The 26416-nt window shown below is 59.7% G+C and carries 27 protein-coding genes; 13 read left to right on the top strand and 14 right to left on the bottom strand.

Going from position 1 to position 26416, the window contains the following annotated elements:
- Positions 1-8: 8 nt before the first annotated feature.
- Positions 9-2663: a TRAP transporter large permease subunit gene (locus GQF03_RS04310; protein WP_161337930.1), complete on the top strand. Its 2655-nt coding sequence runs from the start codon at positions 9-11 to the stop codon at positions 2661-2663.
- Between the two features lie 97 nt (positions 2664-2760).
- On the opposite strand, the gene GQF03_RS04305 is transcribed toward GQF03_RS04310, so the two are convergent.
- Both GQF03_RS04305 and GQF03_RS04300 read right to left on the bottom strand, forming a co-directional pair.
- A complete protein-coding gene (locus GQF03_RS04305) occupies positions 2761-3480 on the bottom strand; it encodes an arginyltransferase (protein ID WP_161337929.1) in 720 nt (239 codons plus the stop codon).
- A gap of 91 nt (positions 3481-3571) precedes the next feature.
- Positions 3572-5428 carry an SLC13 family permease gene (locus tag GQF03_RS04300; RefSeq protein WP_161338113.1) on the bottom strand — a complete coding sequence of 619 codons (1857 nt, stop codon included), beginning with the start codon at positions 5426-5428 and terminating at the stop codon, positions 3572-3574.
- Positions 5429-5577: 149 nt separating this feature from the next.
- On the opposite strand from GQF03_RS04300, the gene GQF03_RS04295 reads away from it, so the two are divergent.
- Entirely contained in the window at positions 5578-6837 is a 1260-nt protein-coding gene (locus GQF03_RS04295; RefSeq protein WP_161337928.1) for an NAD(P)/FAD-dependent oxidoreductase, read from the top strand.
- On the opposite strand, the gene GQF03_RS04290 is transcribed toward GQF03_RS04295, so the two are convergent.
- Positions 6832-7347, bottom strand: a complete 516-nt coding sequence (locus GQF03_RS04290) for an RDD family protein (RefSeq protein ID WP_161337927.1) — start codon at positions 7345-7347, stop codon at positions 6832-6834. The two genes, GQF03_RS04295 and GQF03_RS04290, sit on opposite strands and share 6 nt — an antisense overlap.
- 131 nt (positions 7348-7478) lie before the next feature.
- On the opposite strand from GQF03_RS04290, the gene GQF03_RS04285 reads away from it, so the two are divergent.
- Entirely contained in the window at positions 7479-8681 is a 1203-nt protein-coding gene (locus tag GQF03_RS04285; RefSeq protein WP_161337926.1) for an MFS transporter, read from the top strand.
- Positions 8682-8700: 19 nt separating this feature from the next.
- Positions 8701-9465 (top strand): class I SAM-dependent methyltransferase, encoded by a 765-nt coding sequence (locus GQF03_RS04280; RefSeq protein ID WP_161337925.1) that lies wholly within the window; start codon positions 8701-8703, stop codon positions 9463-9465.
- Position 9466: 1 nt separating this feature from the next.
- On the opposite strand, the gene motB is transcribed toward GQF03_RS04280, so the two are convergent.
- Both motB and motA read right to left on the bottom strand, forming a co-directional pair.
- Positions 9467-10360: a flagellar motor protein MotB gene (gene motB, locus GQF03_RS04275; RefSeq protein WP_161337924.1), complete on the bottom strand. Its 894-nt coding sequence runs from the start codon at positions 10358-10360 to the stop codon at positions 9467-9469.
- A gap of 33 nt (positions 10361-10393) precedes the next feature.
- The gene (gene motA, locus GQF03_RS04270) at positions 10394-11251 is read right to left on the bottom strand and encodes a flagellar motor stator protein MotA (protein WP_161337923.1); all 858 of its coding nucleotides are present in this window, start codon (positions 11249-11251) and stop codon (positions 10394-10396) included.
- A 269-nt stretch (positions 11252-11520) separates the two neighbouring features.
- Between motA and GQF03_RS04265 the strand changes: the two genes are divergently transcribed.
- Both GQF03_RS04265 and GQF03_RS04260 read left to right on the top strand, forming a co-directional pair.
- Entirely contained in the window at positions 11521-11994 is a 474-nt protein-coding gene (locus GQF03_RS04265) for a flavin reductase family protein (RefSeq protein WP_161337922.1), read from the top strand.
- Between the two features lie 101 nt (positions 11995-12095).
- A complete protein-coding gene (locus GQF03_RS04260; protein WP_161337921.1) occupies positions 12096-12974 on the top strand; it encodes an NAD(P)-dependent oxidoreductase in 879 nt (292 codons plus the stop codon).
- On the opposite strand, the gene GQF03_RS04255 is transcribed toward GQF03_RS04260, so the two are convergent.
- Entirely contained in the window at positions 12967-13371 is a 405-nt protein-coding gene (locus GQF03_RS04255) for a CAP domain-containing protein (protein ID WP_161337920.1), read from the bottom strand. The two genes, GQF03_RS04260 and GQF03_RS04255, sit on opposite strands and share 8 nt — an antisense overlap.
- 90 nt (positions 13372-13461) lie before the next feature.
- Between GQF03_RS04255 and GQF03_RS04250 the strand changes: the two genes are divergently transcribed.
- Positions 13462-14619 carry a trans-sulfuration enzyme family protein gene (locus GQF03_RS04250; RefSeq protein WP_161337919.1) on the top strand — a complete coding sequence of 386 codons (1158 nt, stop codon included), beginning with the start codon at positions 13462-13464 and terminating at the stop codon, positions 14617-14619.
- Positions 14619-15365, top strand: coding sequence for an SDR family oxidoreductase (locus GQF03_RS04245; RefSeq protein ID WP_161337918.1), 747 nt, complete (start codon positions 14619-14621; stop codon positions 15363-15365). Before GQF03_RS04250 ends, GQF03_RS04245 begins: the two co-directional genes overlap by 1 nt.
- A gap of 14 nt (positions 15366-15379) precedes the next feature.
- Here GQF03_RS04245 and hemB read toward each other — a convergent pair whose 3' ends face one another.
- Entirely contained in the window at positions 15380-16381 is a 1002-nt protein-coding gene (gene hemB, locus GQF03_RS04240; protein WP_161337917.1) for a porphobilinogen synthase, read from the bottom strand.
- A gap of 180 nt (positions 16382-16561) precedes the next feature.
- On the opposite strand from hemB, the gene GQF03_RS04235 reads away from it, so the two are divergent.
- On the top strand, positions 16562-17713 hold the full coding sequence (locus tag GQF03_RS04235) for an acyl-CoA dehydrogenase family protein (protein WP_161337916.1): 1152 nt from the start codon (positions 16562-16564) through the stop codon (positions 17711-17713).
- Between the two features lie 3 nt (positions 17714-17716).
- Positions 17717-18772 (top strand): enoyl-CoA hydratase/isomerase family protein, encoded by a 1056-nt coding sequence (locus GQF03_RS04230; RefSeq protein WP_161337915.1) that lies wholly within the window; start codon positions 17717-17719, stop codon positions 18770-18772.
- 6 nt (positions 18773-18778) lie between these two features.
- On the opposite strand, the gene GQF03_RS04225 is transcribed toward GQF03_RS04230, so the two are convergent.
- Positions 18779-19081, bottom strand: coding sequence for a DUF1330 domain-containing protein (locus GQF03_RS04225; RefSeq protein ID WP_161337914.1), 303 nt, complete (start codon positions 19079-19081; stop codon positions 18779-18781).
- A gap of 52 nt (positions 19082-19133) precedes the next feature.
- On the opposite strand from GQF03_RS04225, the gene GQF03_RS04220 reads away from it, so the two are divergent.
- Positions 19134-19928 (top strand): enoyl-CoA hydratase/isomerase family protein, encoded by a 795-nt coding sequence (locus tag GQF03_RS04220; protein WP_161337913.1) that lies wholly within the window; start codon positions 19134-19136, stop codon positions 19926-19928.
- On the opposite strand, the gene GQF03_RS04215 is transcribed toward GQF03_RS04220, so the two are convergent.
- The 3 genes from GQF03_RS04215 to GQF03_RS04205 all read right to left on the bottom strand — a co-directional run bounded on the left by GQF03_RS04215 (position 19915) and on the right by GQF03_RS04205 (position 22025).
- Positions 19915-20754, bottom strand: coding sequence for a DUF4393 domain-containing protein (locus tag GQF03_RS04215; RefSeq protein WP_161337912.1), 840 nt, complete (start codon positions 20752-20754; stop codon positions 19915-19917). The two genes, GQF03_RS04220 and GQF03_RS04215, sit on opposite strands and share 14 nt — an antisense overlap.
- A 395-nt stretch (positions 20755-21149) precedes the next feature.
- The gene (locus GQF03_RS04210; RefSeq protein WP_206376223.1) at positions 21150-21680 is read right to left on the bottom strand and encodes a DUF6428 family protein; all 531 of its coding nucleotides are present in this window, start codon (positions 21678-21680) and stop codon (positions 21150-21152) included.
- A gap of 15 nt (positions 21681-21695) precedes the next feature.
- The gene (locus GQF03_RS04205; RefSeq protein WP_161337911.1) at positions 21696-22025 is read right to left on the bottom strand and encodes an ArsR/SmtB family transcription factor; all 330 of its coding nucleotides are present in this window, start codon (positions 22023-22025) and stop codon (positions 21696-21698) included.
- A gap of 128 nt (positions 22026-22153) precedes the next feature.
- Between GQF03_RS04205 and GQF03_RS04200 the strand changes: the two genes are divergently transcribed.
- The gene (locus GQF03_RS04200) at positions 22154-22972 is read left to right on the top strand and encodes an alpha/beta hydrolase (protein WP_161337910.1); all 819 of its coding nucleotides are present in this window, start codon (positions 22154-22156) and stop codon (positions 22970-22972) included.
- A gap of 9 nt (positions 22973-22981) precedes the next feature.
- Here GQF03_RS04200 and GQF03_RS04195 read toward each other — a convergent pair whose 3' ends face one another.
- A complete protein-coding gene (locus GQF03_RS04195) occupies positions 22982-23293 on the bottom strand; it encodes a metalloregulator ArsR/SmtB family transcription factor (RefSeq protein ID WP_161337909.1) in 312 nt (103 codons plus the stop codon).
- 112 nt (positions 23294-23405) lie between these two features.
- On the opposite strand from GQF03_RS04195, the gene GQF03_RS04190 reads away from it, so the two are divergent.
- Entirely contained in the window at positions 23406-24326 is a 921-nt protein-coding gene (locus tag GQF03_RS04190) for an acyl-CoA desaturase (protein WP_206376224.1), read from the top strand.
- A 48-nt stretch (positions 24327-24374) separates the two neighbouring features.
- Here the strand turns inward: GQF03_RS04190 and GQF03_RS04185 are convergent, their stop codons facing one another.
- Positions 24375-25139, bottom strand: a complete 765-nt coding sequence (locus tag GQF03_RS04185) for an SDR family oxidoreductase (RefSeq protein WP_161337908.1) — start codon at positions 25137-25139, stop codon at positions 24375-24377.
- A 60-nt stretch (positions 25140-25199) separates the two neighbouring features.
- Complete coding sequence (locus GQF03_RS04180) at positions 25200-26393, bottom strand: acyl-CoA dehydrogenase (RefSeq protein ID WP_161337907.1); 1194 nt, start codon at positions 26391-26393, stop codon at positions 25200-25202.
- Between the last annotated feature and the right edge of the window lie 23 nt (positions 26394-26416).

Genomic DNA, 26416 nt, shown 5'->3' with positions numbered 1-26416 from the left:
TAAAAATCATGGAACTAGTCTTTCTCGCCCTCCTCATTTTCCTGATGGCCCTGGCCTTGGGCTCCGGCTATCCGGTTGCCTTCGCGCTTCCGGGCTCGGCTATCGTAACCGTGGTTATCGCCGCGATTTTCGGATATTTCGCGACCGGCAATCCCGACGCCTATTTTGCGCAAGGCGGCCCCTGGCAATGGCTGAGCGCCGGCGTGACCAACCTGCGCGGCGTCTATTGGGAGGTTGAGCGCGATACGCTGATCGCCATTCCGCTGTTCATTTTCATGGGGATCATGCTGCAACGCTCGAAGATCGCCGAGGATCTTCTGGTCACCATGGCGCAGCTGTTCGGCCCGGTACCGGGCGGTCTTGGCATTTCCGTGGTGTTCGTGGGCGCGCTTCTGGCGGCGACAACAGGCATCGTCGGCGCGACCGTGGTGGCGATGGGCCTGATTTCCCTGCCGGCGATGTTGCGCAACAACTACTCCAAATCGCTGGCGACGGGGACGATTGCCGCCTCGGGAACGCTCGGGCAGATCATCCCGCCGTCGATCGTTCTCATCATCCTCGCGGACCAGCTGGCAAGCGCCGTCGATCAGGCCGGCACGGCGCGAAAAGCGCTTTTCAAGTCCGCGACCGGCGAACTTTCCATGCCGTCCTCCTTCGATGTGGTCTCCACCAGTGCCGGCGAAATGTTCCTTGGTGCCTTCGTTCCGGGGCTGCTGCTCGTCGGCATCTATATGTTGTTCATCCTGATCTATGCCCTGATCAACCCGAAGGTCGCCCCCGCCGTGCATGGCGGAACCTTTGACAGGGCCTTCTTCACCAAGCTCGCCCTAGCGCTGTTTCCGCCGCTCGGCCTGATCTTTCTCGTCCTGGGATCGATCCTCGCCGGTATCGCAACGGTGAACCAGGCCGGGGCCATCGGCGCGGTCGGCGCCATCATGATGGCCGGCTATCGCCTCAAGGACGGGGAGAAGGGGGCCTTCTCGCCCGTGCTGCTCGGCCTTGCGTCGCTTGTGCTGATTTTCGTTGTGCTGCTGGTGTTCGAGCCCAACGTCAAGTCTATTACCTCAACGAAGGATGCTCTTGGCATTGCCCTCGGCGTGATCGGCAGTGTCGGGCTGATCGTCTCCATCGGCTGGAGCAGCGTCCGCGCGCTCAAGATCGAGAATACCCTGCAGGAAGTGATGATCGAGACGGCGAAGACGACCTCGCTCGTTTTCATCATTCTGCTCGGCGCCGCGATGCTGACGGCGGCCTTCCGGGCCTTCGGCGGCGAGGAGCTGGTGCGTGAGTTCCTCAACAGCATGCCGGGTGGATTCTGGTCGAAATTCATCATCGTCATGGCGGTGATCTTCATCCTCGGCTTCTTCCTCGACTTCATCGAAATTGCCGTGGTGGTCGTGCCGATCGTCGCACCGATCCTGCTGGCCGATCCGTCGGCGAATATCACCGCCGTCTGGCTTGGCGTGATGATCGGTCTGAATATCCAGACGTCCTTCCTGACGCCGCCCTTCGGTTTCGCGCTCTTCTACCTTCGCGGTGTGGCGCCGCCGATCGTCAAGACGGTGGACATGTACAAGGGGGTTATCGCCTTTATCTCCCTGCAGCTGATCGCGCTGCTGATCGTCGGGCTCTATCCGCAGCTGGTGAACTATCTGCCGAACCGCTCGTCGCTGCTCTCGGAGACGGCGCCGCCGCCGCGTAATCCGCGCCTGGACTACTGCGTCGATGAATATATCCATGATCAGTTCGTGACCAATGGCGCCGCGATCAACAGCGCGATTGCCGAGGCACGGCAGCTTAATCTCGATTATCTTCCGAAGCGGCTGAAGTCCAATCTTGAAAAGAGCTTCGACGCCGCGGCGACGGCGCCCGAGCTCATGGCGCAGTCCTGGGCGGCCGATGAAGTCGTGATGAAAGCGGTCCCGGGATATCTGCCGGTTCAGCAGACCGTCCGCGCGACCGAGTCGGAAATTCGTGACCTGGACGAGGAAATCAGCCGCCTGAAGACGGATATCAGCCGGATCCATTCGGAAGAGGATGCGGCCATCAAGAAGAAGCTGGAGGACGCCGTCGCCCGGCATGAGGCCGAACGGGCCGAGCTTGTCGCGCAGATCCCCGCCGACTGGAAGCAAACCTACGCGGCCTTCAAGAAGCTGCTGACAGAAGAGAAAATACTTCGCGGCAAATTCCGCCGTGCGGCGGGCGAGGGCTACAAGCCGGTTGCCGAAACCATCGCGATCCTCAAGAGCAATGCCGATTATATGGCGCTCAAGCCGGATCTGATGAAGATCAGCGAAGAGCTTCCCTCCGGTGATCCGGCGGCGCTGGTCGAGGCCGTCGAAGCCCTGAGCAGCCGTCTTAACGACATCGAAGGGGCGTCCGACGTTTCCTCCGGCCTGTCGAAGGTCCGCCGGGCATTGCGGGCCAAGACACCGGATGTCGAGGGCGCCGTTGCCGAGATGGCGTCAACCCTCGAAGCCTATGAGGAGCAGATCGACTGGCGCAATCGCGCCGAGACGAACCTGCTGCCGACACTGGAACGCTATGAAGTAGCAATCCGGGGCACGCTGGGCCTGCGCGAGCAGCGGCGGCTTGACGATGATCAGGCGCTCTTCGTGGCGTCCTGCCAATCCGGTCACCGGAACGTCTCGCATTACTTCTAGGCGAGTGTCGGCCCGGCCGGCAGATAAAAAAACGGCGGCGGTGGAGAGATCCATCGCCGCTCTATTTTGCGTTCGGATGTTACGGGATTAGGGCGGCCTATTCGGCCATTAGTTTCCAGCCGTCGCGGGTCAGGATTTCAGACGGGTAAAAGCGTTTCTTGTAGGCCATCTTCGGGCTCTGGTCGATCCAGTAGCCGAGATAGACGTAAGGAAGCCGCTGGCGGGCGCATTCAAAAATATGCCACAGGATCAGGTAGCTGCCCGGGCTCCGCCGGTCCTCCTCCGGATCGAAGAAGCTGTAGACCAGCGACAGGCCATCCTCCATCACGTCGATCAGGCAGACGGCAAACAGGCTGCCGTCGGGTTTCCGGAATTCTGCCAGCCTGGAGCGGACCGGGCTTTCCTCCACCATCGCCTGATAGTCGGAATAATCCATATCGACCATGCCGCCTTCGGAATGGCGGGATTGCAAATAGCGGTGGAACAGCTCGAAATGCTCCCGCGTCGCCTTCGAGGGGATCATGGTCGCCGTGATGTCGGCGTTGGTCTTCCAGATGCGGCGGAAAGATTTCTTGAGCTTGAAATTATGGGCCCGCACCCGGATCGGGATACAGGCGTCGCAGCCATCGCAGGCGGGCCGGTAGGCGAGGTCCTGACTGCGGCGGAAACCGGCGTGGCTGAGCGTGTTATGCAGGCCGTCCGGATCTTCTCCGGCAAGCAGGGTCACCACCTTTCGCTCCAGCCGGTTTTCCAGATAGGGGCATGGGGCAGGCGGGGTCGAGAAGAAGAAGCGCGAGGGGATTTCAACGCGTTTCATCTTGTCATATGTCTCGTTTTTTTTCCCATGAGATAAAGGTAACGCGATTTCCGTCTTTCGCAAATAGGACGGCCAAATAATTTTCGCGAATCTACATCAATCCATAATAAATCGGGGCGAAAACCGAGAATATGATCCAAAGCAGCAACACCAGCGGCGCGCCGGCGCGGAAATAATCGCTAAATTTGTAATGCCCGGGACCCATAACGAGAAGATTCGTCTGGTAGCCGATCGGTGTCGCGAAGGAACAGTTGGCGGCGAAAATCACGGTATAGGCGAAAATCATCGGATCGATGCCGAGCTCGTGGGCGATGCTGATCCCGATCGGGGTGAACAGCACGGCGGTCGCGTTGTTGCTGAGAATATTGGTAAAGATCGCGACCAGCAGGAAAAAGGCGGAAAGGATGACCGCCGGCCCCGCGCCCATCATCACCGAGAGCACGGCATGGGCGAGATAGCTTGCCCCGCCGGTCGCCTGCATCGCCGCACCGAGGCCCAGCGCGGCACCGATCAGCAGCAGGATCCGTCGGTCGATGGACCGGCTCGCCTGATAGACATTAAGGCAGCCGCTGACCACCATCGCGGTGGCGCCGCAGACGGCGGCGACGACAATGGGCAGCACGCCCGTCGCGGCAAGGACGACCACCGCGCCGAAAATGACCCGTGCACGCCAGGCGAGGGCCGTCGCCGGCAGTTCGCGGGCCGACCATTCGAGCAGAAGGACGTCCGGATTGTTGCGCAGGCGCATGATATCGCTCCGCTTGCCGAGCAGCAGCAAGACGTCGCCCGCCTCAAGGCGGATATCGGTCATCCGGCTGGTGCGGATCATGCGCGACCGGCGCTGGATGCCGACGACGACGCACCGGGTGCGGTAATGGAAGCTGATCTGGTAGAGCGCCCGCCCGATCATGCGCGACGCCGGCGCGACCACCGCTTCGGCAAGCGTCTGGTCCTGCACCGATTTAAGTTCGCTGGCGCTGTCCATGTCGGGGCTGTCCGGCTCAAGGAAGCCCTGCAGGATTTGCGGATTGTCGGCGAAGGCCTCGGTGATCGATTTGCGGGTTCCCGCGAAGACCACCGCATCCGCCGGTTTCAGCGTCAGGCCATCGAAGGGCGGCAGCAGGATATGCTCGCCGCGCTGGATGAAACGGATGGTGATGTTGCGCAGGCTCGGGAACTGGCCCGCCACCGCCTGCTCGCCGACGAGCGGGCTGTCGGGGGCGACTTCCATCTGGACGATGAACTGCTTGCCCGAGACATCCATCACCTCGCCCTTCATCGAGGCGCGGTCGGGCAGGATGCGCGGGATGATAATCAGCGCATAGAGAAGCCCAACCACCGCGAGGACGGCGCCGGGCACCGTAAATTCGAAGAAGGTGATCTGCGGCTGTCCCGCCTGCACGGCGGCGGCCATCACCAGCAGGTTGGTTGAGGAGCCGATCAGCGTCGTCATACCGCCGAGGATGGAGGCGTAGCTCAAGGGGATCATCAAGGTCGATGTGGAGCGGTGCAGCCGTTCGGCAAGCGCGGTCATCAGCGGGATGAAGATGACGACAACGGGCGTGTTGTTCATGAAGGCGCTGATCAGCAGCACCGTCGAGAGGACGACGGCGATGGCCAGCACCGGATGATGACGGCGCAGCGCGACAAGCCGGCGGATCGGCTGTTCCAGGGCGCCCGTGCGGACAATCCCCTGTCCGACCACCAGCAGCGCCAGAACGGTGATCAGCGCCGGATCGGCAATGCCCGCAAGAATGTCCTGCGCCGTGAGAAGATTTTTCCCCGACGCGTCCAAAACGGGATAAAAATGAAACAGAAGAAGCAGACCGGCGATGATGCCGATCGACGAAATTTCGAGCTCGATTCGCTCGTTCGCGAAAAAGATGATCGCGACGACGATGAAGGCGAATACCACCCAGATATGAAAAACCGAACCAGCGACTTCCATAGGCAACAATTAATCCTTGCTGTTTTCCCGCGTCGGAGTAAAAGCTTCGCGAAGATCCTACTCTGACGTCTACATCATGAAGATTGTCTCCGATCTTGCAAGTCCGTTGTTCGTGTCAGGCCGCCATAAACCTTTGAAGAAAAACCAAGATGAACATCTCTTATTATGAGGCCACGGCGCGGCCGAGGGCTGGTTTTCCGCCGCTGGAAGGCAGCCGGCGGGCCGATGTCTGCATTGTCGGCGCGGGCTATACGGGGCTGTGCGCGGCACTCGAACTGCGAGAGGCCGGCTTTTCCGTGATCATCCTCGAGGCGGAGCGGGTCGGCTATGGCGCCTCGGGGCGGAACGGCGGCCAGATCGCGACGGGATACCAGCCGGGCATGATCGAGACCGAGCATCTTGTCGGGCGCGCCGATGCCCGGCGGCTCTGGGACTTCTCAGAGGAGGCGACGCACATCCTGAAAGACCGCATTCGCCGCCATGATATTGCCTGCGATCTGCAGCCGGGGGAATTCTACGCCGCCATCAAGCCGCGCCATCGCGACTGGCTGATCCGGGAAAAGGAACATTGCGAATCCGTCTATGGCTATGACAGCTATGACTGGGTGGAGACGGAGGCATTTCGTGACATCGTCGTGAGCGAGCGGTTCAAGGGCGCGCTGTACGATGCTGCGGGTGGGCATCTGCATGCGCTCAACTATGCGCTCGGCCTCGGCGCGGCGGCGGTGGCGGCGGGCGTCGAGATTTACGAGAAGTCAAAAGTCCTCTCGCTTAGCGAGGGTGCGGCCGCTGTCGTGACGACGGCGGCAGGGGCGGTGACCGCGCGCCATGTCATCCTTGCGGGCAACGCCTATCTCGGCGATCTCGAGCGGACGCTGGCGACCAAGATCATTCCGGTCGATGCCTATATCATCGCGACGGAACCGCTCGGCGAGGCGCGGGCGCGCCGGATCATGAAGACGGAGGCCTGCGTCTCCGACATGAATTACAATCTCGATTATTTCCGCATTTCCGCCGATCACCGCCTTCTCTATGGCGGGCGGGACAGGGTCATGGGCCGCGGCGCGCCGAGGGAAGCGGTGCGCGGCAATATGCTGGCGACCTTTCCCGAGCTTGAAGACGTGCAAATCGACTATGTCTGGGGCGGCAAGGTGGCGATCACCGGCAATTTCCTGCCCGATGTCGGGCGCATCGGCGGCAATATCTATTATGCGCAGGGCTATTCGGGGCAGGGCGTGCCGCTCTCGGCGATCGTCGGGCGGCTTCTTGGCGAGGTGATCAAGGGCGATGCGGGGCGGTTCGACGTTTTCGCCCGCATTCCGCACAAACCCTTTCCCGGCGGCACTTTGCTTCGGCGGCCGCTGCTTTCTCTCGCGCGGTTATATTACGAGATTCGCGACGCCCTATGACGACAGCGGCACGCGGCGGATTACCGTATCGAGCAGGTAATCATGCAGCAGCCGTCCGCGCGGGTTGAACAGCGAGACCAGCAGGATCAGCGACGAGGTCGCGCCGACCGTGAAATAGAAAAGCGCCGCATGGATAAAGGCGATCAGATAGTCGGGCGCGCCGCCGTCCATGCGTTCCATCCGCACATTCAGGAACCGCATGCCGAGCGTCGCATTGCACGGTCCGCCGACCAGCAGCGTGTGATAGGCCAGCGGGATCGCCGCCAGGATGACAATCAGCAGCGGCGTGAGAACGCCAAGGCTGATAACGCCCAGCAACACGGCGCCGAAGGTTGCGATGAAGGTGATGAAGGCGATGCAGACGACGTCGATCAGATAGGCGAAGATACGCCGCAGGCGGATGGATTCGAAATCGTCGGGATTGAATGCCTCGCTCGCGCTGCTGCGGGTCTGGCCGCCATTTCCCCCAAGTGGCGATAGGTCGATCAGGGGACCGTTTGACTTGCTCATGGTCGGCCGTTTTCCTCCATTCCGTCAACAATTGGTATTGCAATATTTTTTTAAATGGTACTTGCTGGTTAAAATACAATAATCCATTGCTGTCTCCGGGCGCGGCAGGTTGGCAACGATAAGGAACACAGATGCAATCACGGCCCATTCTCATTCTTATTCTGGCGGGCGGGTTGATCAGCCTGATCGCCATGGGATCCCGCGCCGCCTTCGGCCTGTTTCTGGAGCCGGTTTCGTCGGAATTCGGCTGGGGGCGGGAGGTGTTCGGTCTCTCCCTCGCGATCCAGAATATCGTCTGGGGCCTGTCGCAGCCCTTCGCCTCCGCCATCGCCGATAAATATGGCTCCGGCCGGACGCTGGTGGTCTCCGGCATTGTCTATGCGGCGGGCCTGTTCCTGATGTCGCAGACCGGCAGCGCGATGGAGTTGCATCTCTCCGCCGGGCTGATGATCGGCCTTGGCCTGTCGGGCACCGGCTTCGGGGTGGTGATCGGGTCCGTCGGGCGCGCCGTGCCGGAAGAAAAACGCTCCATGGCGCTCGGGATTGTCGGCGCGTCCGGCAGCCTCGGTCAGTTCCTCATGGTCCCGATGGGGCAGGCGTTCCTGTCCAGTTACGGCTGGTCGATGGCGCTGGTGTTGATCGGCTGCTGTGCGCTGTTGATGATCCCGGCCTCCGCCTGGGTGCGGGGAAGGGCGGAAGACAGCGCCGCCGCCGGTGCCGCCAGCCTTTCCGCCGCGATCCGGGAGGCCGCGGGCAACGGCAGTTACTGGCTGCTGTTCTTCGGCTTTTTCGTCTGCGGCTTTCACGTGACCTTCGTTGCCGTGCATCTGCCCGCCTATATCGTCGATATGAATGTCGCCCCGAAATATGGCGCGATCGCGCTTTCGGTGGTTGGCCTCTTCAACGTCATCGGCTCGCTGGCGTCGGGCTATCTCGGCGGCAAATATTCGAAGAAGTACCTTCTCAGCACGCTCTATTTCCTGCGCGCCGCGCTCTTCGTCGCCTTTATCCTCATCCCGATCAGCCCGGTCACCATCATCGTCTTCGCCGCGACCCTCGGCCTGTTGTGGCTGTCGACGGTGCCGCTGACCTCGGGCCTGGTCGCCGTGCTGTTCGGCCCGAAATATATGACGACCCTGTTCGGGTTCGTCTTTTTCGGCCATCAGGTCGGGGCGTTTCTCGGCGCCTGGATCGGCGGCGTCGCCTTCGACATGTTTGGCTCCTACGATATCGTCTGGTGGATGAGTGTGGGCCTTGGCGTTCTTTCCGGCGTCCTGCACTGGCCGATCCGCGAGGGGTTGACGGTCACCCGGGCCGCGGCCTCGACCGGCTAGGCAGAGGCAGGTTTTCGCCTTGTCCACCCGGGACAGATCACCGGTTTTTGCGGCGCTCGCCATCCAGGGGGTGGTGGCCGGCGCGCTCTATCTTCTGCGCCCGGTGGTCGAGGCGGGCATTGGCTATCCGCCGCCGCTTTTCTGGCTCGCGCTCGCGCAGGGCCTGATCGCCGGGATCGTCACCCGGGGGGTCGGTTTTTCCCTGCCCTGCGTGATCGCTCAGCTGGTCGCGCCGCCGCTTTTGCTCCTCGCGCTGGCGCTCGATCTGCCGGGCTGGATCTTCCCGGTCATTCTCCTGCTCCTTCTCCTCGTCTTCTGGAATGTGGCGGTGGGGCGGGTGCCGCTGTTCCTCACCAACCGCACCACGTCGGCGGCGGTTCTCGGCCTGTTGCCGACGGGGCCGGTTCATGTCGCCGATCTGGGCAGCGGTCTTGGCGGCACGCTCCGCGCTCTGGCATCGGCACGGCCGGAATCGCGCTTTACCGGGCTCGAGACGGCGCCGCTTCCGTTCGCGATGTCATGGGTTCTTGGAAAGCTCTCGGCTGCGCCCAATCTCGAATTCCGGTTTCGCGATATCTTCCGCGCCGACCTTGGCGCCTATGACGTGGTCTATTGCTTCCTCTCGCCGGTGCCGATGCCGCGCCTGTTCGAGAAGGCGAAAGCGGAGATGAGGCCCGGCAGCCTGTTCATCAGCAACAGTTTTACCGTGCCCGGCCAGACGCCCGACGAGATTGTCGAGGTTGCAGACCGGCGGAAAACGAAGCTTCTGATCTGGCGGATGTAGCCTATTTCAGGTTGGCGGGCAGCACCGGCGTTTCCCGAAGCAGGATGATGCTGATGCGGCGGTTTCCGGGATTGGACGGATCATCGGCGATCAGCGGGTCCGTATCCGCAAGGCCGGCGACCTTCTCGATCCGCTCCGGATCAAGCCCGGCATCAAGCAGGGCGCGGCGGCTGGCGTTGGCGCGGTCCGAGGACAGCTCCCAGTTTGTATAATCGCCGCCATTGAAAGACGCGCTGTCGGTATGACCACTGATCGAGAGGCTGTTCGGCAGTTCCTCGATCGACTTGGCGATCATCGAAACCAGGCTTCGAATGCGCGGCGTAATCTGTGCGCTGCCGCTCTCGAACATGCTTTCGTTGAACTGGTCGACAATCTGGATGCGCAGCCCCTCCGGCGTCATGTCGATGATGATATGGTCCTTGAGGCCGGACAGCTCCGGGTCCTTGTTGATGGCCTGGCGGATCTGCTCGCGCGCCTGCTCGAAGCTCATTTCCTCGATCTTGCGGAGTTTCTCGAGAAGTTCCGCCTCTTCCAATTCGCGGGTTTTCTCGGCTTCCGCGCCTTCGTTCTTGCGGCCCTGCTCGGGCGGCTTGATGCTGGAGACGACCGAGGGAACGCCGAGGTTCGATACCTGCGCGCCTTCCGTCTGCATGCTGGTTCCGCCCATGAGGCCGCCGGCGCCCGACTGGCTGAGGCTCGCGGCGGTCGGGGCGAAATAATCGGCGAGGCCTTCTTTCTGCTCCGTCGTGGTCACATTGAGCAGCCAGAGCAGCAGGAAAAACGCCATCATCGCCGTCACGAAGTCGGCATAGGCGACCTTCCAGGCGCCGCCATGGGCGCCATGGCCGCCTTTCTTGACCTTTTTGACGATGATCGGGGCGATATCATCCGACATTGATCAGCCCTTCATACTTGCGCATTTCCCGCATCAGATGGTCGGCGCTTCGTTGCAGGCTTCCTCCACCTCGACGAAGGACGGCCGCTCGTGGTTATAGAGGGTCTTGCGCGCGAACTCGACGGAGACGGCGGGCGCATAGCCCTGAAGATGGGCCAGCAGGCCCTGCTTCATGCATTCAAAATATTTGGTGTCGGCATCCGCGAACTGCTCGAGATTCTTGCCCATCGGCGAGAACATGCCGTAAGCCACGAAAATGCCGAAGAAGGTACCGACCAGCGCCGCGGCGATCAGGCCGCCGAGAATTTCCGGCGGTTCGGCGATCGAGCCCATGGTGACGATCACGCCAAGAACGGCGGCGACGATACCGAAGGCGGGCAGGGCCTCGCCAAGCGCGGTCACGGAGGCCGATATGGCATGACCCTCGCTGTGATGGGTCTCGATATCCTGGTCCATCAGGGCTTCAAGCTCGTGCGGATTTTCAGTCCCCATGGTCATCAGCCGGAGATAGTCGCAGATAAAGGCGACCGCATGGTGGTTCTTGGAAAAGCTCGGAAAATGCTGGAAAAGGTCGCTTTCATGCGGATTTTCGATATGCGATTCCAGGGCGATCATGCCCTTGGTCTTGGAAATCTTGAAAATCGCATAGAGCAGGGTCAGAAGCTCCGTATAGGCCTTCTTGTCATAGGGGGCGCCCTTGATCAGCTTGCCGAAGGATTTGAACCAGCCGAAAATCACCCATTTCGGGTTGGCCTGGAAATAGGCCCCGAAGGCGGCGCCCAGGATGATCAGGAATTCGAGTGGCTGGAACAGCACGGCGAAACTCCCGTGCGGGGCATAGCCACCGGCCACGGAGCCGAATGTCACAACGATACCAATAATCCAAAACATGCTTACACTGGGGCCCTTACACGATCGCTTCCAAGGAGTCAGAGGCTGATTTTGCCCCGAAAATGGTTAATAAAGCGTGAGTAATTTTACGAAGTTTTTAAAGATTGCGCAGTATGGGCAAGGGGTTGGAGAAATCGCCTGCGCCCGCGATGTCTCCGGACGGGGCTAAGAAAAATGGTGATTTTGCTGGCCATTTATGGGAAAGTGCCCGCCGCTTTGCAAATCAATTGCAGGGGCGGCGCGTTCAAGAATACAGGTACCGGTTGCGCATGAGTTTCGACGCCAGAGAATTTAGAAATGCATTGGGTTGTTTCGCCACGGGAATAACGGTTGTCACGTCGCGGAGCGCGACGGGCGAGCCGCTTGGCGTCACCGTCAATTCCTTCAGTTCCGTCTCGCTCGATCCGCCGCTGGTGCTGTTCAGCCTGGCCCATGTCGGTGGCCATTGCCAGGAATTCCTGGCCAGCGGCAAGTTCGCCGTGAATATTCTCACCCCCGACCAGCGGCCTCTCTCCGACCGCTTCTCCATGGCCCGCGACAACCGCTTCGAGGGGATCGCGCATGACGTCGGCGAGAATGGCAGCCCGGTGTTCCGGGAGAGCCTCGCCGTCTTCGAATGCGAGACCTTCGCCGTTCATGAGGCGGGGGATCATGCGGTCTTCATCTGCCGGGTCAGCAATGTCACCATGGGCGCGGAGGAGCAGGCGCTGCTCTTTCACAAGGGGCAATATCATATCCTTTAGGCGGGATCATTCCGCCTGCTGAAAAATTCCCGCTTGGGCCTTTCATCGGCGCGCGCAAGCCGCTACAACAGGAACAAATCAATTCACCGGAGGCGGCAGACATGGCAGAAAAAGCAGCATTCGTCGGACTGGGCGTGATGGGATATCCGATGGCCGGATATCTTCAGAAGGCCGGTTACGAGACCACCGTTTACAATCGCACGGCCGCGAAGGCGGAAAAATGGGTCGCGGAATATGGCGGATCGCGCGCCGATACCCCGGCCAAGGCGGCCGCGGGCGCGGATTTCGTCATGGTCTGTGTCGGCAATGACGACGACCTGCGCAGCGTCGTCCTTGGGGAGGATGGCATTCTCGCGACCATGAAGGCGGGCTCGATCGTCGTCGACCACACCACCGCCTCCTCCGAAGTGGCGCGCGAGCTTGGCGCGATCGCCAAGGAAAAGGGTATCGGGTTCGTCGATGCGCCGGTCTCCGGTGGTCAGGCGGGCGCGGAAAATGGCGTTCTCACGGTCATGTGCGGCGGCGACGCGGCGGATTTCGACCGCGCCAAGACCCCCATCGATTCTTACGCGCGCGCCTGCATGCTGATGGGCGGCGTCGGCGCGGGGCAGCTGACCAAGATGGTCAACCAGATCTGCATCGCCGGTGTGGTTCAGGGCCTCTCGGAAGGGATTCATTTCGCCGAGAAGGCGGGCCTCGATGCCGAGAAGGTGATCGAGGTCATCTCCAAGGGCGCGGCGCAGAGCTGGCAAATGGAAAACCGCTACAAGACGATGATCGCCGATGAGTTCGATTTTGGCTTCGCCGTCGACTGGATGCGCAAGGATCTCGGGATCTGCCTCAAGACGGGCACCCAGATCGGCGCGAGCCTGCCGAACACGGCGCTGGTCGATCAATATTATGCCGATGTCCAGAATATGGGCGGCAACCGGTGGGATACCTCGAGCCTGATCCGGCGCCTGCGCAAGCTCGTCAAGTAGCGAGCGGCGCAGCGAGCGAGAGCGACCAGTAGCGCAGGATGCCGGCCGATTCCGGTGTCTGCGGCGAGATTCCGAGACCGACGTCGACAACCTGGCGGTTCAGGATGTTGGCGCGGTGCGGCGGGCTTTTCATCCACATGTTCACCACCCCCGCCGCATCCACGGCACCGAGGGCGACATTCTCGGCGGCGGTCGAGAATATATAGCCGCTGTCCCGGATCCGCTCATCGAAGGTCGATCCGTCCTCCCCCGTATGCGATAGCGCTTGTTTTCTCGCCATGAATTCCGCATGCTGCTGGGCGGTCTGCATAAGCTGGTCGTTGGCGGTGAGCGGCGGCAGGTTTTCCTTGCCGCGCTCCGCATTCAGGCAGTCGATGACATCGCTAATCAGGCTCATGAATCGCTCCTTCGGTTGCGGAAATGAAAGTGAACGCAAATACTCGATAACAGAACGCGCAGGCATGCCTTTTTGTGAGGAAATTCCGTCATGACAGATGAAAACAAGCCGCTCCGGCGGGAAACTCTTGTGGCGCAGGCGCTCGGATGGATGGACCCGGCGCACCGGAGCCTGATTCCTGGCATTTTCCCGGGCACCACCTATGAGCGGGAGGGGGACGGCAGCTATCCGACGGGCCGCGTCTATACCCGCGACCACAATCCCACCTATGATCAGCCGGAGCAGCTTCTCATGGCGCTGGAAGGGGGGCGCGATGCGCTGCTCTTCTCGTCGGGCATGTCGGCGGCGCTTGCCGTCGTGCAGGCGCTGCGTCCCGGCGATCACATGGTCGCGCCCAAGGTGATGTACTGGAGCTTTCGCAACTGGCTGCTGACCGTCGCGCAGGAATGGGGACTGGAGATTACCTTCGTGCCGAACGGCGATCTCGCGGCGCTGGAGGCGGCGGTCATCCCCGGCAAGACGAAGCTTCTCTGGCTGGAAACCCCGGCCAATCCGACCTGGGTGGTGGATGACATTGCGGGCTGGGCGCGGGTGGCAAAAGCGGCGGGGGCGCATCTTGCCGTCGATAACACGGTGGCGACGCCGCTGCTGACCAATCCGCTCAAGCTCGGCGCCGATATCGTCATGCATTCTGCGACGAAATATCTGAACGGTCATTCCGATGTACTGGCCGGGGCGCTGATCACCGCGGCGGAGGATGATTTCTGGGCGCGGGTCAAGGTCAACCGCAACGCCGGTGGGGCGATCCTCGGCCCGTTCGAGGCATGGTTGCTCTTGCGCGGTTTGCGCACCCTGCATCTCCGCGTTCAGCGGGCGAGCGAAAACGCCATGGCCGTCGCCCGTCATTTCGACGGAAAGAAAGGCATCCGGCTGGTGCTTTATCCGGGACTCGACTCCCACGCCGGGCATGAGATCGCGGCGCGCCAGATGAGCGGCGGTTTCGGCGGCATGCTGAGCCTCTGCATCGAGGGCGGCGCGGAGGCGGCGATGAGCGTGGCGGCGCGGCTCAAGGTGATCAAGCGGGCGACGTCGCTGGGCGGGGTCGAGAGCCTTGTCGAGCATCGCGCGAGCATCGAGGGCGCGGGAACGCCCTGCCCGGAGGATCTCTTGCGGCTGTCCATCGGCATCGAAAATGTATCGGACCTGATCGCGGATATTGAACAGGCACTGGAGGGGAGGAATATCTGATGGAACGCTCTGTTATCGTGACCGGCGGCAGCCGGGGCATCGGCCGGGCCATTGCCATCGGCGCGGCGACGGCCGGCTATCAGGTTTGCGTCAATTATGCCCGGAACGCAGAGGCGGCGGGGGAGGTGATCTCGCTGATCCAGTCGGCGGGCGGCAAAGCCATCGCCGTGCAGGCGGACATGACGAAAGAGGCTGATATCCTCCGCCTGTTCGAGACCGTCGATACGGAGCTGGCCCCCTTGGGCGCGCTGGTGAACAACGCCGGGATCGTCGACAAGGGCTCGAAGGTTGAGAATATGAGCCTCGAGCGGCTGGAGCGCATGTTCGCCACCAATATCACCGGGCCTTTTCTTTGCGCGCGCGAGGCGGTGAAGCGCATGTCCACGGCCCATGGCGGCAAGGGCGGGGTGATCGTCAATATCTCCTCGGTTGCCGCGAAGCTGGGCAGCCCAGGTGAATATGTCGATTACGCGGCCTCGAAGGGGGCGATCGATGTGATGACCCTCGGCCTTGCGAAAGAAGTGGCGGCGGAGGGGATTCGCGTGAATGCGGTGCGCCCCGGCATCATCTATACGGAAATCCATGCAAGCGGCGGGGCGCCGGACCGGGTTGAGCGGTTCAAGTCGATGGTGCCGATGCTGCGCGGCGGCCAGCCGGAGGAAATCGCCGATGCGGTCCTCTGGCTCCTGTCGGACAAGTCCAGCTACGTCACCGGCTCACTGATCGATGTGACGGGCGGGCGGTAGTCCCGTCTCGCCGCCTAGCCCTGCAAATTCTTCGCGGCCTCGACGGCGAAATAGGTGAGGATGCCGTCGCAGCCCGCGCGCTTGAAGCCGAGCAGGCTTTCCATCACGACCTTCTCGCGGTCCAGCCAGCCGTTGAGCGCCGCCGCCAGCAGCATCGAATATTCGCCCGAGACCTGGTAGGCATAGGTCGGCACGCCGAACTCGTCCTTCACCCGGCGGCAGACATCGAGATAGGGCATGCCGGGCTTGACCATGACCATGTCCGCGCCCTCGTTGATATCCATCGCCACCTCGCGGAGCGCCTCGTCGGTGTTCGCCGGGTTCATCTGGTAGGTGCGCTTGTCCCCGGTGCCGAGATTGCCCGAAGACCCTACCGCGTCGCGGAACGGCCCGTAGAAGCCGGACGCATATTTCGCCGCATAGGACATGATCAGCGTGTCCCGGTGGCCCTCCCGTTCCAGCTCGTCGCGGATCGCGCCGATGCGCCCGTCCATCATGTCGGAGGGGGCAATGATGTCGCAGCCCGCCTCGACCTGGTTGAGCGCCTGGCGGACCAGCACATCGACCGAGGCGTCATTCACCACATAGCCGTTCTGCACGAGGCCGTCCTGGCCGTGGGTGGTGAAGGGATCGAGCGCGACATCGCAGAGCACGCCCATCTCCGGCACCGCGTCCTTGATCGCCTTGATCGCCTTGCAGACGATATTGTCCTTGTTCAGCGCCTCGCGCCCGTCCTCGGTCTTGAGCTCCTGCTCGACCGCCGGGAACAGCGCGATCACCGGGATGCCGAGGTCATGGGCCTCCTTCGCGGCGACCTTCAACAGATCGAGACTGAGCCGCTTCACCCCCGGCATGGACGGCACGTCGATGCTGAGATTCTCTCCCTCATGCACGAAAACCGGCCAGATCAGGTCGTTCGGGGTCAGCGCATTTTCGGCGACCAGTCGGCGGGACCAGTCGGTCCGGCGGACCCGGCGCATGCGGGTGCGGGGAAAATGAGGCGCAAGGGTTTTCATCTGTGGATTTCCTGCTCGTGGAGCGCTGATTATGGTATTTTGCGCATATTATCTCTATGCGGGCCGGGCCGCAAATGTTTAGGGTTTTTACCCTTTACCTAACGATCGTTTGGTAAACCATTGACAGCCTGACTGCAAGGTCGTATCAACGGGGAACATCACAAATGAGGCAAGCATCCCATGGACTTTAATCTATCGGAAGATCAGATCGCCTTTCAAGGCATGGCGCGGAATTTCGCCGCCGAAGTCTTCGCCCCCAACGCCGAAAAATGGGACGAGGAAAAAACATTCCCGGTAATGGAACTGCGCAAGGCGGCCGAGCTCGGGTTTGCCGGCATCTATGTGGGGGAGGAGTATGGCGGCTCCGCCCTGACCCGTCTCGATGCGGCGATCATTTTTGAGGAACTGGCGGCGGGCTGCACCTCGACGGCGGCCTTTATCTCCATCCATAACATGGCGAGTTGGATGATCGACCGGTTCGGTTCCGATACGGTGCGGGCGAAATTCCTGCCCAAACTCACGACCATGGAACATTTCGCGAGCTATTGCCTGACCGAGCCCGGCTCCGGGTCCGATGCGGCGGCGCTCCGGACCAAGGCGGTGCGCGACGGCGATCATTATGTCATCAATGGCGGCAAGGCCTTTATCTCCGGCGGCGGGAAATCGGATGTCTATGTGACCATGGTCCGCACCGGCGATGACGGCCCGAAGGGGATCAGCTGTATTGCCGTGCCGGCGGATGCGCCCGGCCTCAGCTTCGGCGCGCAGGAACGCAAGATGGGCTGGAATTCCCAGCCGACGGCGCAGGTGCTCTTCGATGACTGCCGCGTGCCGGTGGAAAACCTGATCGGCAATGAGGGCGACGGCTTCAAGATCGCGATGATGGGCCTCGATGGCGGGCGGCTCAATATCGGTGCCTGCTCCATCGGCGCGGCGCGGGCCTGCCTTGAGCTCGCGCAAGGCTATACGGCGGACCGCAAGCAGTTCGGCCAGCCGGTCGGGGAGTTTCAGGCCGTGCAGTTCCGCCTCGCCGACATGGCGACGGAGCTGGAGGCGGCGCGCCTGATGATCCGGCAGGCGGCGGCGAAGCTGGATGCGAAGGACCCCGAAGCAACCCTCTATTGCGCCATGGCGAAGAGATTCGCGACCGATGTCGGCTTTAACGTCTGCAACGAGGCGTTGCAGCTTCATGGCGGCTACGGTTATTTGCGCGATTTCCCGCTGGAACGCTTCGTGCGCGATACCCGCGTGCATCAGATTCTGGAGGGGACGAACGAGATCATGCGCGTGGTGATCGCCCGCAAGCTCGCCGACGGGCAGGGGAGGCAGTAAGGCATGAGTTCGGAAGAAGAAATCCTGTTTGCCGTCAAGGGCGCGATCGGTCTTGTCACGCTCAACCGGCCGAAGGCGCTGAACGCGCTCACTCATGAAATGTGCCTCCTGCTCAATGCGAAATTGCGGGAATGGGAGAAGGACGACAGGGTGCACGCAGTGGTGATCGAGGGGGCGGGGGATCGCGCCTTCTGCGCCGGCGGCGATATCGTCAAGCTCTATAACGAGGGCAAGAGCGGCGGCGACTATCCCTATCATTTCTACCGCGATGAATATCTGCTGAACACGCGGATCAAGCATTTCCCGAAACCCTATATCGCGCTGATCGACGGGATCGTCATGGGCGGCGGGGTTGGTGTTTCCGTCCATGGCAGCCACCGCATCGCGACCGAGCGGACCCTGTTCGCCATGCCGGAATCCGGCATCGGCCTCTTCCCGGATGTCGGCGGAACCTATTTCCTGCCGCGGCTTGAAGGCGAACTTGGCATGTATCTCGGCCTCACCGGCGCGCGGCTGAAGACGGCGGATTCCGTCTTTGCCGGGATCGCCCATGGCTATATCCCCGCCGAGAAGCTGCCCGAGGTGAAGGACGCCCTCGCCGCGCATGGCTTTGCCGGTGATGCGAAGGCGGAGGTGGACAGGGTTCTGGCCGGCTTCACCACGGAGACCGAGGCCGCGCCGATTGCCGAGACCCTGCCCGCCATCAACCGGCATTTCGCAAAAGACTCCGTTGTGGCGATTATCGAGAGCCTGCAATCCGAGGACGATGCGCTCGCGGCGACGGCGGCGGACAGCCTGCTCACCAAGTCGCCGACCAGCATGAAACTGACCTATCAGCAGCTCCGCCGCGGCAAGAGCCTCGATTTCGATGACTGCATGCGCATGGAGTTCCGCATGGTCAACCGCGTGATCCAGGGCGTTGATTTTTATGAAGGCACCCGCGCCGCCGTCATCGACAAGGACCAGTCCCCGAAATGGACCCCGGCGACGCTAGATGAGGTGAGCGACGCGGCGATCGAGGAATATTTCGCCCCGCTCCCGGATGGGGAGCTGTTCTAGCGCTGCCTACCAGAGCGGCTTGTCGAGCCCTTCGAGGATGACAAACTGCCCCTCGGCGGCGTCTTTGCGGGCCTCGCGCGCCTTTTTATATTCCGGGCTGTCATAGAAGGCCTTGACGGCCGCCATATCCGGATATTCGACGATCACCACGCGCCGGGTTTCCTCCGGCCCTTCCAGGGTTTCCATCGCCCCGCCGCGCGTCAAATAGCGCCCGCCGTACTTTTTGATGGCGATCGGCGCGAGGGATTTATAAACTTCATATTGTTCCGGGTCGGTGACATCGATCCGGGCGATCATATAAGCGGGCATTTAGGCGTCCTTTTCTGCGATCCAATGAACAAAAACAATAAGGGGGAAATCCATGAGCTACAAGTATGTAACCGTCACGCGGGAGGGGCGCATCGCCACCGTCCGCTTCGATCGCGGGACCGAGGTCAACGCGATGTCGATCGAGCTGATGGGGGAGCTGACGGAGGTTGCCCGCTCGTTCGAGGGGGATACGGAGACGAGCGCCATCATTCTCACCGGGAATGGCAAGAATTTCACCGTCGGCTATGACCTGAAGGACCCGGCGGTCAAGGCGCGGGTCGCGGCGGGGGTGATGGACCGGCGCGAGATGCTCAAAGTCGGCCCGAAGATGAGCAAGGCCTGGGAGGATCTGGAGCCCATGACCATCGTCGCGGTGGATGGCTATTGCATCGGAGGCGGCGTCGCCCTCTCGGTCGCCTGCGACATGCGCGTCGCCTCAAAAGGCGCGATCTTCTGGGTGCCGGAAATCCGCAACGGCATGAATATGAGCTGGCAGTCCGTGCCGCGCATGGTCAACCTGATGGGCCCCGCGCGCACCAAGCAGCTCTGCATCGTCGCCGACAAAATCAGCGCCAACACCGCGCAGCAATGGGGCCTCATCGAGGAAGTGGCGGAGGAGGGCGGCGCCTACGCGCTCGCGCTGGAATTTGCGCAGAAAATCGCCGCCATGCCGCCGCTCCCCGTCCGCATGATCAAGCAGGGCGCCAGCGTTGCCGCGAACGCCCTCAACCACGCCGTAAGCTATATGGATATGGACCAATACTCCGTCGCCATCACCTCCGAAGACCACGCCGAGGGCATCAAAGCGTTTCTGGAAAAACGCGACCCGGTGTTTAGGGGACGGTAGATGGGGATTGGGAGGCTTTGTCAATTACGCAAGCTTTGCAAAATAGTTCGCCAAATTCGGATGTTCTGATTGAACCTCTTCTTGGCTCAACAATGCGTTTAGCGTTTTCCGCTTGTTTTTCCCAGTCGGTCCACTGTTTGCTTTCTAATAGGGGTATGTAATCGTCGTAGATGCGAACGCGTATGTCGTCAAAAATTTCCAGTAATCCTAAACGGCTCAAATTGTCTAAGTAGGTGTTAATCAAATGGGGAAAAGAACAATCCGCTTCATATCCTGCCAACGTAAAATTTCTGTGGCTTAGGAAGTTTTCTTTTGTGGTTCCAGATCTAGAGTAAAAATTTAATTTTGGAATTATTCCTTTTTTTGCGAAATATTTCATTAATTTAGCTTCGTCCGGTGTTAACTGTTTGAGTATTTCTACAAAGGATGGATGTGCTGTGGAAGAAGTATTTTTGTCCATGGCGTTGGCAAGTAAGTTCGCAAACATTTCTCGCAAACCTTGTTCTTCTGCAGAATATCGGAGCGCCTCTAAAAGTGGACCCGCAACATTAATTTTAGGCGTAATAATGCTTTCTTCCGGTGTATTTTTGAGTTTTTCAGCTACATCCTTATTAAGGAACACTTCGAATTGTTCATATCCCCAGACTATCGCTCTAAGAGGGGCAAGTGCCACATTCACCGTTTTACCTACGAGTTCCAAGCTCTTTCCAATTTGTTTCGCTCCAGGTTGGATTGCGTCTTCATAAATTGGAACTGCTTTCGCAACTGCTGCAACCGCCTCAGCTACATCTTTTACTTGTGAGGACTTGCTTTCTTCGTCTTCCATTTCGTTGCCTTTAGACACCTTGCTTTCACATTAGTAATATCTTATTCGAAAATGGCTTTGAATACTAGTGCAGGCGTAAAATGAGGTGAAACAGCACAGCTTGTAGGGGTGTGGAAAAAGCGTCAGTAAGTTCGCTTGATTAACTTCAACGCTTTCCACGCATCCCATCCTAATGTATAAAACACCCCCATCACTCTCCCGCGTAAAATCATCCTCTGGCTGTGCGCCCTGGTCCTGCTCTTTGGCGTGATCCCCTTTACGGGGAGGTATCTATGACGTCTTTTACGAACTTTTCTAATGTTATTTTGGTTATTTATAACAACTTATCGCAGGACAAGCTTCGGGATGGCCGGAATAAAATTCAGACAAATCAATGCCATAAATGAGACCTGACCCTAGGAACACGCGGATGAAGCTGCGCACCCACAGCCCGAATGCCCGGCAAGTTTTGCGTCTTCATCCTTAACACAACAAGCACTTTCATCATTTACCGGAGGCCCGCCACAACAATTGTCATTTTTCGGCGTTTTATCCGCAATGCCGCAGGTATCTTCAGCAAGGCATTTTGTAGATTTACTGGCCAGGATAAAATCCTTGCCGTCAAAATCCAGGCCAAATTTGCCGATTGTGGATCCCTGATATTCGACTTCCACCTCGTAGTCTTCTTCGCCTAATACCTTTTTGGAAAGATCCAGAATGTTTAAGAATTTTTGTGGTGCCAGTCGGTGATCGTAATCAGCGGCTTCCAGAAGCTGAAAGTTAGCCAGGGTTTCCTTCCGCTCCATTCCCCCGCAATCAATGAAATGCTTGGTCACAAGCCCAACCTCTGTAACGTGAAAATGCGGGGCGACGTAATCTCCGTTGGGTAACCGGAAATTTATTGAAGGGAGTTTGGGTAAAGTATCTTTAACTTCTGACAAGTTCATAGTTGATTTCCTTCACTAACAACAATTTTTATCTTTGATTTCAATGCGACAACTCATATGGCTTTCTTTGCAGCAATTTTCACTTAGATATCGAATTGCGCCAACCAACGCATCGTAATTGGCTCGATAAATAGCGGCCCGACCTTGTTTCTCATATTTAATCAATCCTGACTGACGTAATTTATCCAAATGAAATGATAGCGTGGCATGGGGAAGTCCTAATCTTTCTCCAATTGCTCCCATCATTAGCCCTTCCGGCCCTTTTTCGACTAAAAGGCGAAAAATATCCAACCGACTTTCTTGAGCCAACGCATCCAGTGTGTTTATAGTATCTAATTTATCCATATAACTAGATATATAGATATTTAATAAGATGTCAACCCGCTCAACTAATCCCTCTTTACTGAATGCATGAAGTACAAAAGAACTGTAAACTCTACCCTCTCACCCCAATCTCCTGTATGAGTATCCCCATGATTCTCCCGCGTAAAATATTCCTCTGGCTTGTTGCCTTGATCCTGCTCTTTGTCGTCATCCCCTTTACGGGGATTTATTTTGCGCAAGGGGCGATTGTCTTTCCCGTGCCGACGCGGGACGGGGGGCTGCGGCCCGATGGCGGGTTCGAGGCGGTGACGATCGCCACGCCCGACGGGGAGCGGCTCAACGCCTTCTACCATCCGCCCGGCGAGAGGAAGGCGAGCATCCTCGTCTTTCACGGCAATGCCGAGACGGCGATTAACCAGATCGGCCGCGGCAAGATCCTCGCCGATGCCGGCTTCGGCGTGCTGCTCGTCGAGTTTCGCGGCTATGGCGGCAGCACGGGCACGCCGACGGAGGCGGGGGTGATCACCGACGGGCTCGCGTCCTATGACTTCCTGAAAGGGCAGGCGGCGGGGCCGATCGGCATCCTCGCCCATTCGCTCGGCACCGGGGCGGCGCTCCCCGTCGCGGCGGCGCGGGAGGTGTTCGCCGTGGCGCTCGAAAGCCCCTTCACCTCGCTCCTCGCCATCGCGCGCTACCGGGTCGGCTGGGTGCCGGGCTTTGATTTCATGGTGAGATATCCCTTCCGCAATGACGAGATCATCGGCGGGATATCGGCGCCGATCCTGATCCTACACGGCACAGAGGATAAGGTGATCCCGTTCGCGGAGGGGGAGAAACTCGCGACCCTCGCGCCGAAGGGTACCGCCTTCATCAAGATCGACGGCGCGGGGCATAACGACCTTGGAAGTCACGGCGACATGACGATCGTCCGCAAATTCTTCCAAAGGGAACTACCCGCCCGCCCGTAAACGCGGCGACTAGGCCTTGCGCTGGCTCGCTTTCTCGGCACTTTCCTTTTTCAGAGGCCTTGAGACCGGGCAGACCTCCTGAATGAAGCCGTTCAGGGTGTTGGCGAGATTTTCCTGGACAAGCGAATAATGAATGAACTGGCCTTTCTTTTCCCGTCGAACCAGTTCGGCATTCTCAAGGATGTTTAAATGTTTCGAGAGTGACGGTTTGCTAATCTCAAATCGCTCCGCAATCTCGCCTGCGGTCATGCTGCCCCCTGACAGATATGCCAGAATTTTCCGCCGCACTGTTGAAGAAAGAGCCTGAAAAATTTTTTCCATTACCAGCCTGCCTATAATTAGCTAATTGACTAATTACCTAAAAGATATTATTTAGACGTTTAGCTAAATATAGGCGCGTGTCGGGAGAGACACAAGCGGAAAGGGACGGAAGATGGCAAAGGGCAGGGATGGCAATGGATTGGACAAACCCCGTTTCAACTCACAAGATGTCGCCTGCGCGGTTCAGGGGCAGGTAAGATGGTCATGGAAGAAATCGTTATGGATTTCCGGCATGTGGATCGGGGCCATCCTAGGTTTCTGCTTTTTCGCGTCAATTGGTGCGGTCCTGCTTTTCTTTGTGACGACGGCGGGTGTATTATGTTTCGGGCATTCCCTAGGCATGCATCGGCGGCTGATCCATAACAGTTTTGAATGCCCGCCGGTCCTTGAATATCTGTTGGTTTATCTGGGGACTTTGGTTGGCCTCGGCGGACCGATGACCATGATTTATACCCATGATATTCGCGATTGGGCGCAGAGAAAATCGCAGTGCCATGATTACTTTGCGCATCGGCAATCCTTCTTCAGGGATGCCTGGTGGCAGTTGCATTGCGACGTCAAACTCAAGAGGGCGCCATTGCTGGACCTTGAGGCGCGGGTCCGCAATGACAAATTCTATCAATTTCTCGAAGAGACATCGATGCTTCAGCAGCTTCCCTGGGCTGTGCTGTTTTACGCCATCGGGGGATGGGGGTGGGTTTTATTTGGCGTCTGCGCGAGAGTTGCCGTTTGCGTGACCGGGCATTGGCTGATCGGCTATTTTGCCCATAGGACAGGGGGGCAGGACTGGCAGGTTACTAATGCGGGGGTGCAGGGATACAATATCAAATTTGCAGGATTAATTACCTTCGGTGAATGCTGGCATAACAATCATCATGCGTTTCCTGGATCCGCGAAAATCGGCCTGTGCCGGGGGCAAACGGATCCAGGATGGTGGATGTTGACGCTCTTCGAAAATCTCGGGATTGCCTGGAATTTAAAGACGCCGGACTCTATTCCCGAAAGAAAAGAGTTAAGGCGCCTATCCAATTAGTTCAATCTCAAGGCTCTCAAGCGCTGTCAATCAGCTGCAGGTGCGTAGCTATTTCACATAGGCGTCGCGGAGTTTGCGCATGCCTTTCAGCCAACGGTCGTAGTCGGTGGCTTTCCGCTGGATATATTCGCGGACCTGCGGATGCGGGAGGATGAGGAATTCCTCCTTGTCCATGGTGTCGACTACGCAATCGGCGAGCTGCTCGGGCTCCAGCACCCCATCGACCGAGGCGACGCCATCGAGGCGGCTTGCCGTCATCGCCGTCCGCACCGACTGCGGGCAGAGGACGGAGACGCGCACGCCCTTGTCGCCATAGCGGATCGAGAGGGTCTCGGCGAAGGCGACCGCCGCATGCTTGGTGGTGGCGTAGGTGGCGCTGTCTACCTGGGAGAGGAGACCGGCGGCCGAGGCGGTGTTGACGAGATAGCCGCCGCCATTCTTGATCATCTTGTCGACGACCGCGCGGGCGGCATAGACATGGGCCATCACATGGACATCCCAGTTAAGCTGCCAGACGTCATCGGGCGATTCCTCCCATCCGTAGCGGGCGAGCCCGGCGTTGGAGACGAAGATATCGATGGGGCCGAACGCCTCCTCCGCCCTGGCGACGAGGTTCTTGATCTCCGATTCTTTTGCGACATTGGTGGGAACGGCGAGGCCATTCACCGATTTCGCGACGTCCTGAAGCGGCCCTTCCTGCAGGTCGGCGACGGTGATGCCCTTCGCCCCTTCCGCATGGAAGCGTTCCGCGAGCGCCTTGCCGATGCCGCTTGCCCCGCCTGTGATGACAACATTCTTGCCCGCTATTTTCATTTTTTTCCTCCCGCAGCTTGCGGCTGCCTTATTGGTTTATGGGCTGATTGTGGCGCGACTTCACGCGCCGGTAAAGGACTGAATGCCCGTCTGCGCGCGGCCCAGGATCAGGGCGTGCACGTCATGGGTGCCTTCATAGGTATTGACGGCCTCCAGGTTCATGACATGGCGGATGACGTGATATTCATCTGAAATACCGTTGCCGCCGTGCATGTCGCGGGCGGTACGCGCGATATCAAGCGCCTTGCCGCAGGAATTCCGCTTGATCAGCGAGATCATTTCCGGCGCGGCGCGGTTCTCATCGCGCAGGCGGCCAACGCGCAGGCAGGCCTGCAGCCCGATGGAGATTTCCGTCTGCATATCGGCGAGCTTTTTCTGGATCAGCTGGTTGGCGGCGAGGGGGCGGCCGAACTGTTTGCGCTCCATCGTGTAGTTGAGCGCGGCCTGCCAGCAGAATTCGGCGGCGCCGAGCGCGCCCCAGGCGATGCCGAAGCGGGCGGAGTTGAGGCAGCCGAACGGACCGCCAAGGCCCTTGACGCCCGGCATCAGGTTTTCTTCCGGCACGAAGACATTGTCCATGACAATCTCCCCGGTGATGGAGGCGCGGAGGCTAAATTTCCCCTCGATCTTCGGGGCGGAGAGGCCCTCCATGCCTTTTTCCAGGATGAAGCCGCGGATCACGCCGTCATCGGTCTTTGCCCAGACGACGAAGACATCGGCGACGGGGGAATTGGTAATCCACATCTTCGCGCCGTTGAGCCGGTAACCACCATCGACGGATTTCGCCCGCGTCACCATGGAGCCGGGATCGGAGCCGTGATCGGGTTCGGTGAGGCCGAAGCAGCCGATCCATTCACCGGTTGCCAGCTTGGGGAGATATTTCTGCTTCTGCTCTTCCGTGCCATAGGTATTGATCGGATGCATGACGAGGCTGGACTGCACGCTCATCATCGAGCGATAGCCGCTGTCGACCCGCTCAACCTCGCGCGCGACGAGGCCGTAGGACACATAGCCGAGACCGGCGCAGCCGTAGCCCTCGATCGTCGAGCCGAGAAGGCCGAGCTCCCCCATTTCCGTGAAGATGGCCCGGTCGAAGGTTTCGTGCCGGTTCGCTTCCAGAACCCGGCTCATCAGCTTGTCCTGACAGTAATCGCGGGCGGTATCGCGGACCAGCCGCTCCTCTTCGGTCAGCTGGTCATCCAGCAGGAACGGATCGACGGGGTCAAAGGCGGGCTTGGAAGAGGCGCTGCTCATATGTTTATCTCCGATTTTTGCTT

It is taken from the genome of Sneathiella chungangensis, from assembly GCF_009882935.1.
In the GTDB taxonomy this organism is placed as follows: Bacteria; Pseudomonadota; Alphaproteobacteria; order Sneathiellales; family Sneathiellaceae; genus Sneathiella; species Sneathiella chungangensis.
Note: the sequence above shows the minus strand (reverse complement) of the source record. Positions and strands in the feature narration are given on the sequence as shown.

What these genes read in the sequence shown, in the direction of transcription:
- GQF03_RS04310 (WP_161337930.1), top strand. Translation starts at nt 9, where the DNA reads ATGGAACTAGTCTTTCTCGCCCTCCTCATTTTCCTGATGGCCCTGGCC.
- GQF03_RS04305 (WP_161337929.1), bottom strand. Translation starts at nt 3,480, where the DNA reads ATGAAACGCGTTGAAATCCCCTCGCGCTTCTTCTTCTCGACCCCGCCT.
- GQF03_RS04300 (WP_161338113.1), bottom strand. Translation starts at nt 5,428, where the DNA reads ATGGAAGTCGCTGGTTCGGTTTTTCATATCTGGGTGGTATTCGCCTTC.
- GQF03_RS04295 (WP_161337928.1), top strand. Translation starts at nt 5,578, where the DNA reads ATGAACATCTCTTATTATGAGGCCACGGCGCGGCCGAGGGCTGGTTTT.
- GQF03_RS04290 (WP_161337927.1), bottom strand. Translation starts at nt 7,347, where the DNA reads ATGAGCAAGTCAAACGGTCCCCTGATCGACCTATCGCCACTTGGGGGA.
- GQF03_RS04285 (WP_161337926.1), top strand. Translation starts at nt 7,479, where the DNA reads ATGCAATCACGGCCCATTCTCATTCTTATTCTGGCGGGCGGGTTGATC.
- motB (WP_161337924.1), bottom strand. Translation starts at nt 10,360, where the DNA reads ATGTCGGATGATATCGCCCCGATCATCGTCAAAAAGGTCAAGAAAGGC.
- motA (WP_161337923.1), bottom strand. Translation starts at nt 11,251, where the DNA reads ATGTTTTGGATTATTGGTATCGTTGTGACATTCGGCTCCGTGGCCGGT.
- GQF03_RS04265 (WP_161337922.1), top strand. Translation starts at nt 11,521, where the DNA reads ATGAGTTTCGACGCCAGAGAATTTAGAAATGCATTGGGTTGTTTCGCC.
- GQF03_RS04260 (WP_161337921.1), top strand. Translation starts at nt 12,096, where the DNA reads ATGGCAGAAAAAGCAGCATTCGTCGGACTGGGCGTGATGGGATATCCG.
- GQF03_RS04255 (WP_161337920.1), bottom strand. Translation starts at nt 13,371, where the DNA reads ATGAGCCTGATTAGCGATGTCATCGACTGCCTGAATGCGGAGCGCGGC.
- GQF03_RS04250 (WP_161337919.1), top strand. Translation starts at nt 13,462, where the DNA reads ATGACAGATGAAAACAAGCCGCTCCGGCGGGAAACTCTTGTGGCGCAG.
- GQF03_RS04245 (WP_161337918.1), top strand. Translation starts at nt 14,619, where the DNA reads ATGGAACGCTCTGTTATCGTGACCGGCGGCAGCCGGGGCATCGGCCGG.
- hemB (WP_161337917.1), bottom strand. Translation starts at nt 16,381, where the DNA reads ATGAAAACCCTTGCGCCTCATTTTCCCCGCACCCGCATGCGCCGGGTC.
- GQF03_RS04235 (WP_161337916.1), top strand. Translation starts at nt 16,562, where the DNA reads ATGGACTTTAATCTATCGGAAGATCAGATCGCCTTTCAAGGCATGGCG.
- GQF03_RS04230 (WP_161337915.1), top strand. Translation starts at nt 17,717, where the DNA reads ATGAGTTCGGAAGAAGAAATCCTGTTTGCCGTCAAGGGCGCGATCGGT.
- GQF03_RS04225 (WP_161337914.1), bottom strand. Translation starts at nt 19,081, where the DNA reads ATGCCCGCTTATATGATCGCCCGGATCGATGTCACCGACCCGGAACAA.
- GQF03_RS04220 (WP_161337913.1), top strand. Translation starts at nt 19,134, where the DNA reads ATGAGCTACAAGTATGTAACCGTCACGCGGGAGGGGCGCATCGCCACC.
- GQF03_RS04215 (WP_161337912.1), bottom strand. Translation starts at nt 20,754, where the DNA reads ATGGAAGACGAAGAAAGCAAGTCCTCACAAGTAAAAGATGTAGCTGAG.
- GQF03_RS04210 (WP_206376223.1), bottom strand. Translation starts at nt 21,680, where the DNA reads ATGAACTTGTCAGAAGTTAAAGATACTTTACCCAAACTCCCTTCAATA.
- GQF03_RS04205 (WP_161337911.1), bottom strand. Translation starts at nt 22,025, where the DNA reads ATGGATAAATTAGATACTATAAACACACTGGATGCGTTGGCTCAAGAA.
- GQF03_RS04200 (WP_161337910.1), top strand. Translation starts at nt 22,154, where the DNA reads ATGATTCTCCCGCGTAAAATATTCCTCTGGCTTGTTGCCTTGATCCTG.
- GQF03_RS04195 (WP_161337909.1), bottom strand. Translation starts at nt 23,293, where the DNA reads ATGGAAAAAATTTTTCAGGCTCTTTCTTCAACAGTGCGGCGGAAAATT.
- GQF03_RS04190 (WP_206376224.1), top strand. Translation starts at nt 23,406, where the DNA reads ATGGCAAAGGGCAGGGATGGCAATGGATTGGACAAACCCCGTTTCAAC.
- GQF03_RS04185 (WP_161337908.1), bottom strand. Translation starts at nt 25,139, where the DNA reads ATGAAAATAGCGGGCAAGAATGTTGTCATCACAGGCGGGGCAAGCGGC.
- GQF03_RS04180 (WP_161337907.1), bottom strand. Translation starts at nt 26,393, where the DNA reads ATGAGCAGCGCCTCTTCCAAGCCCGCCTTTGACCCCGTCGATCCGTTC.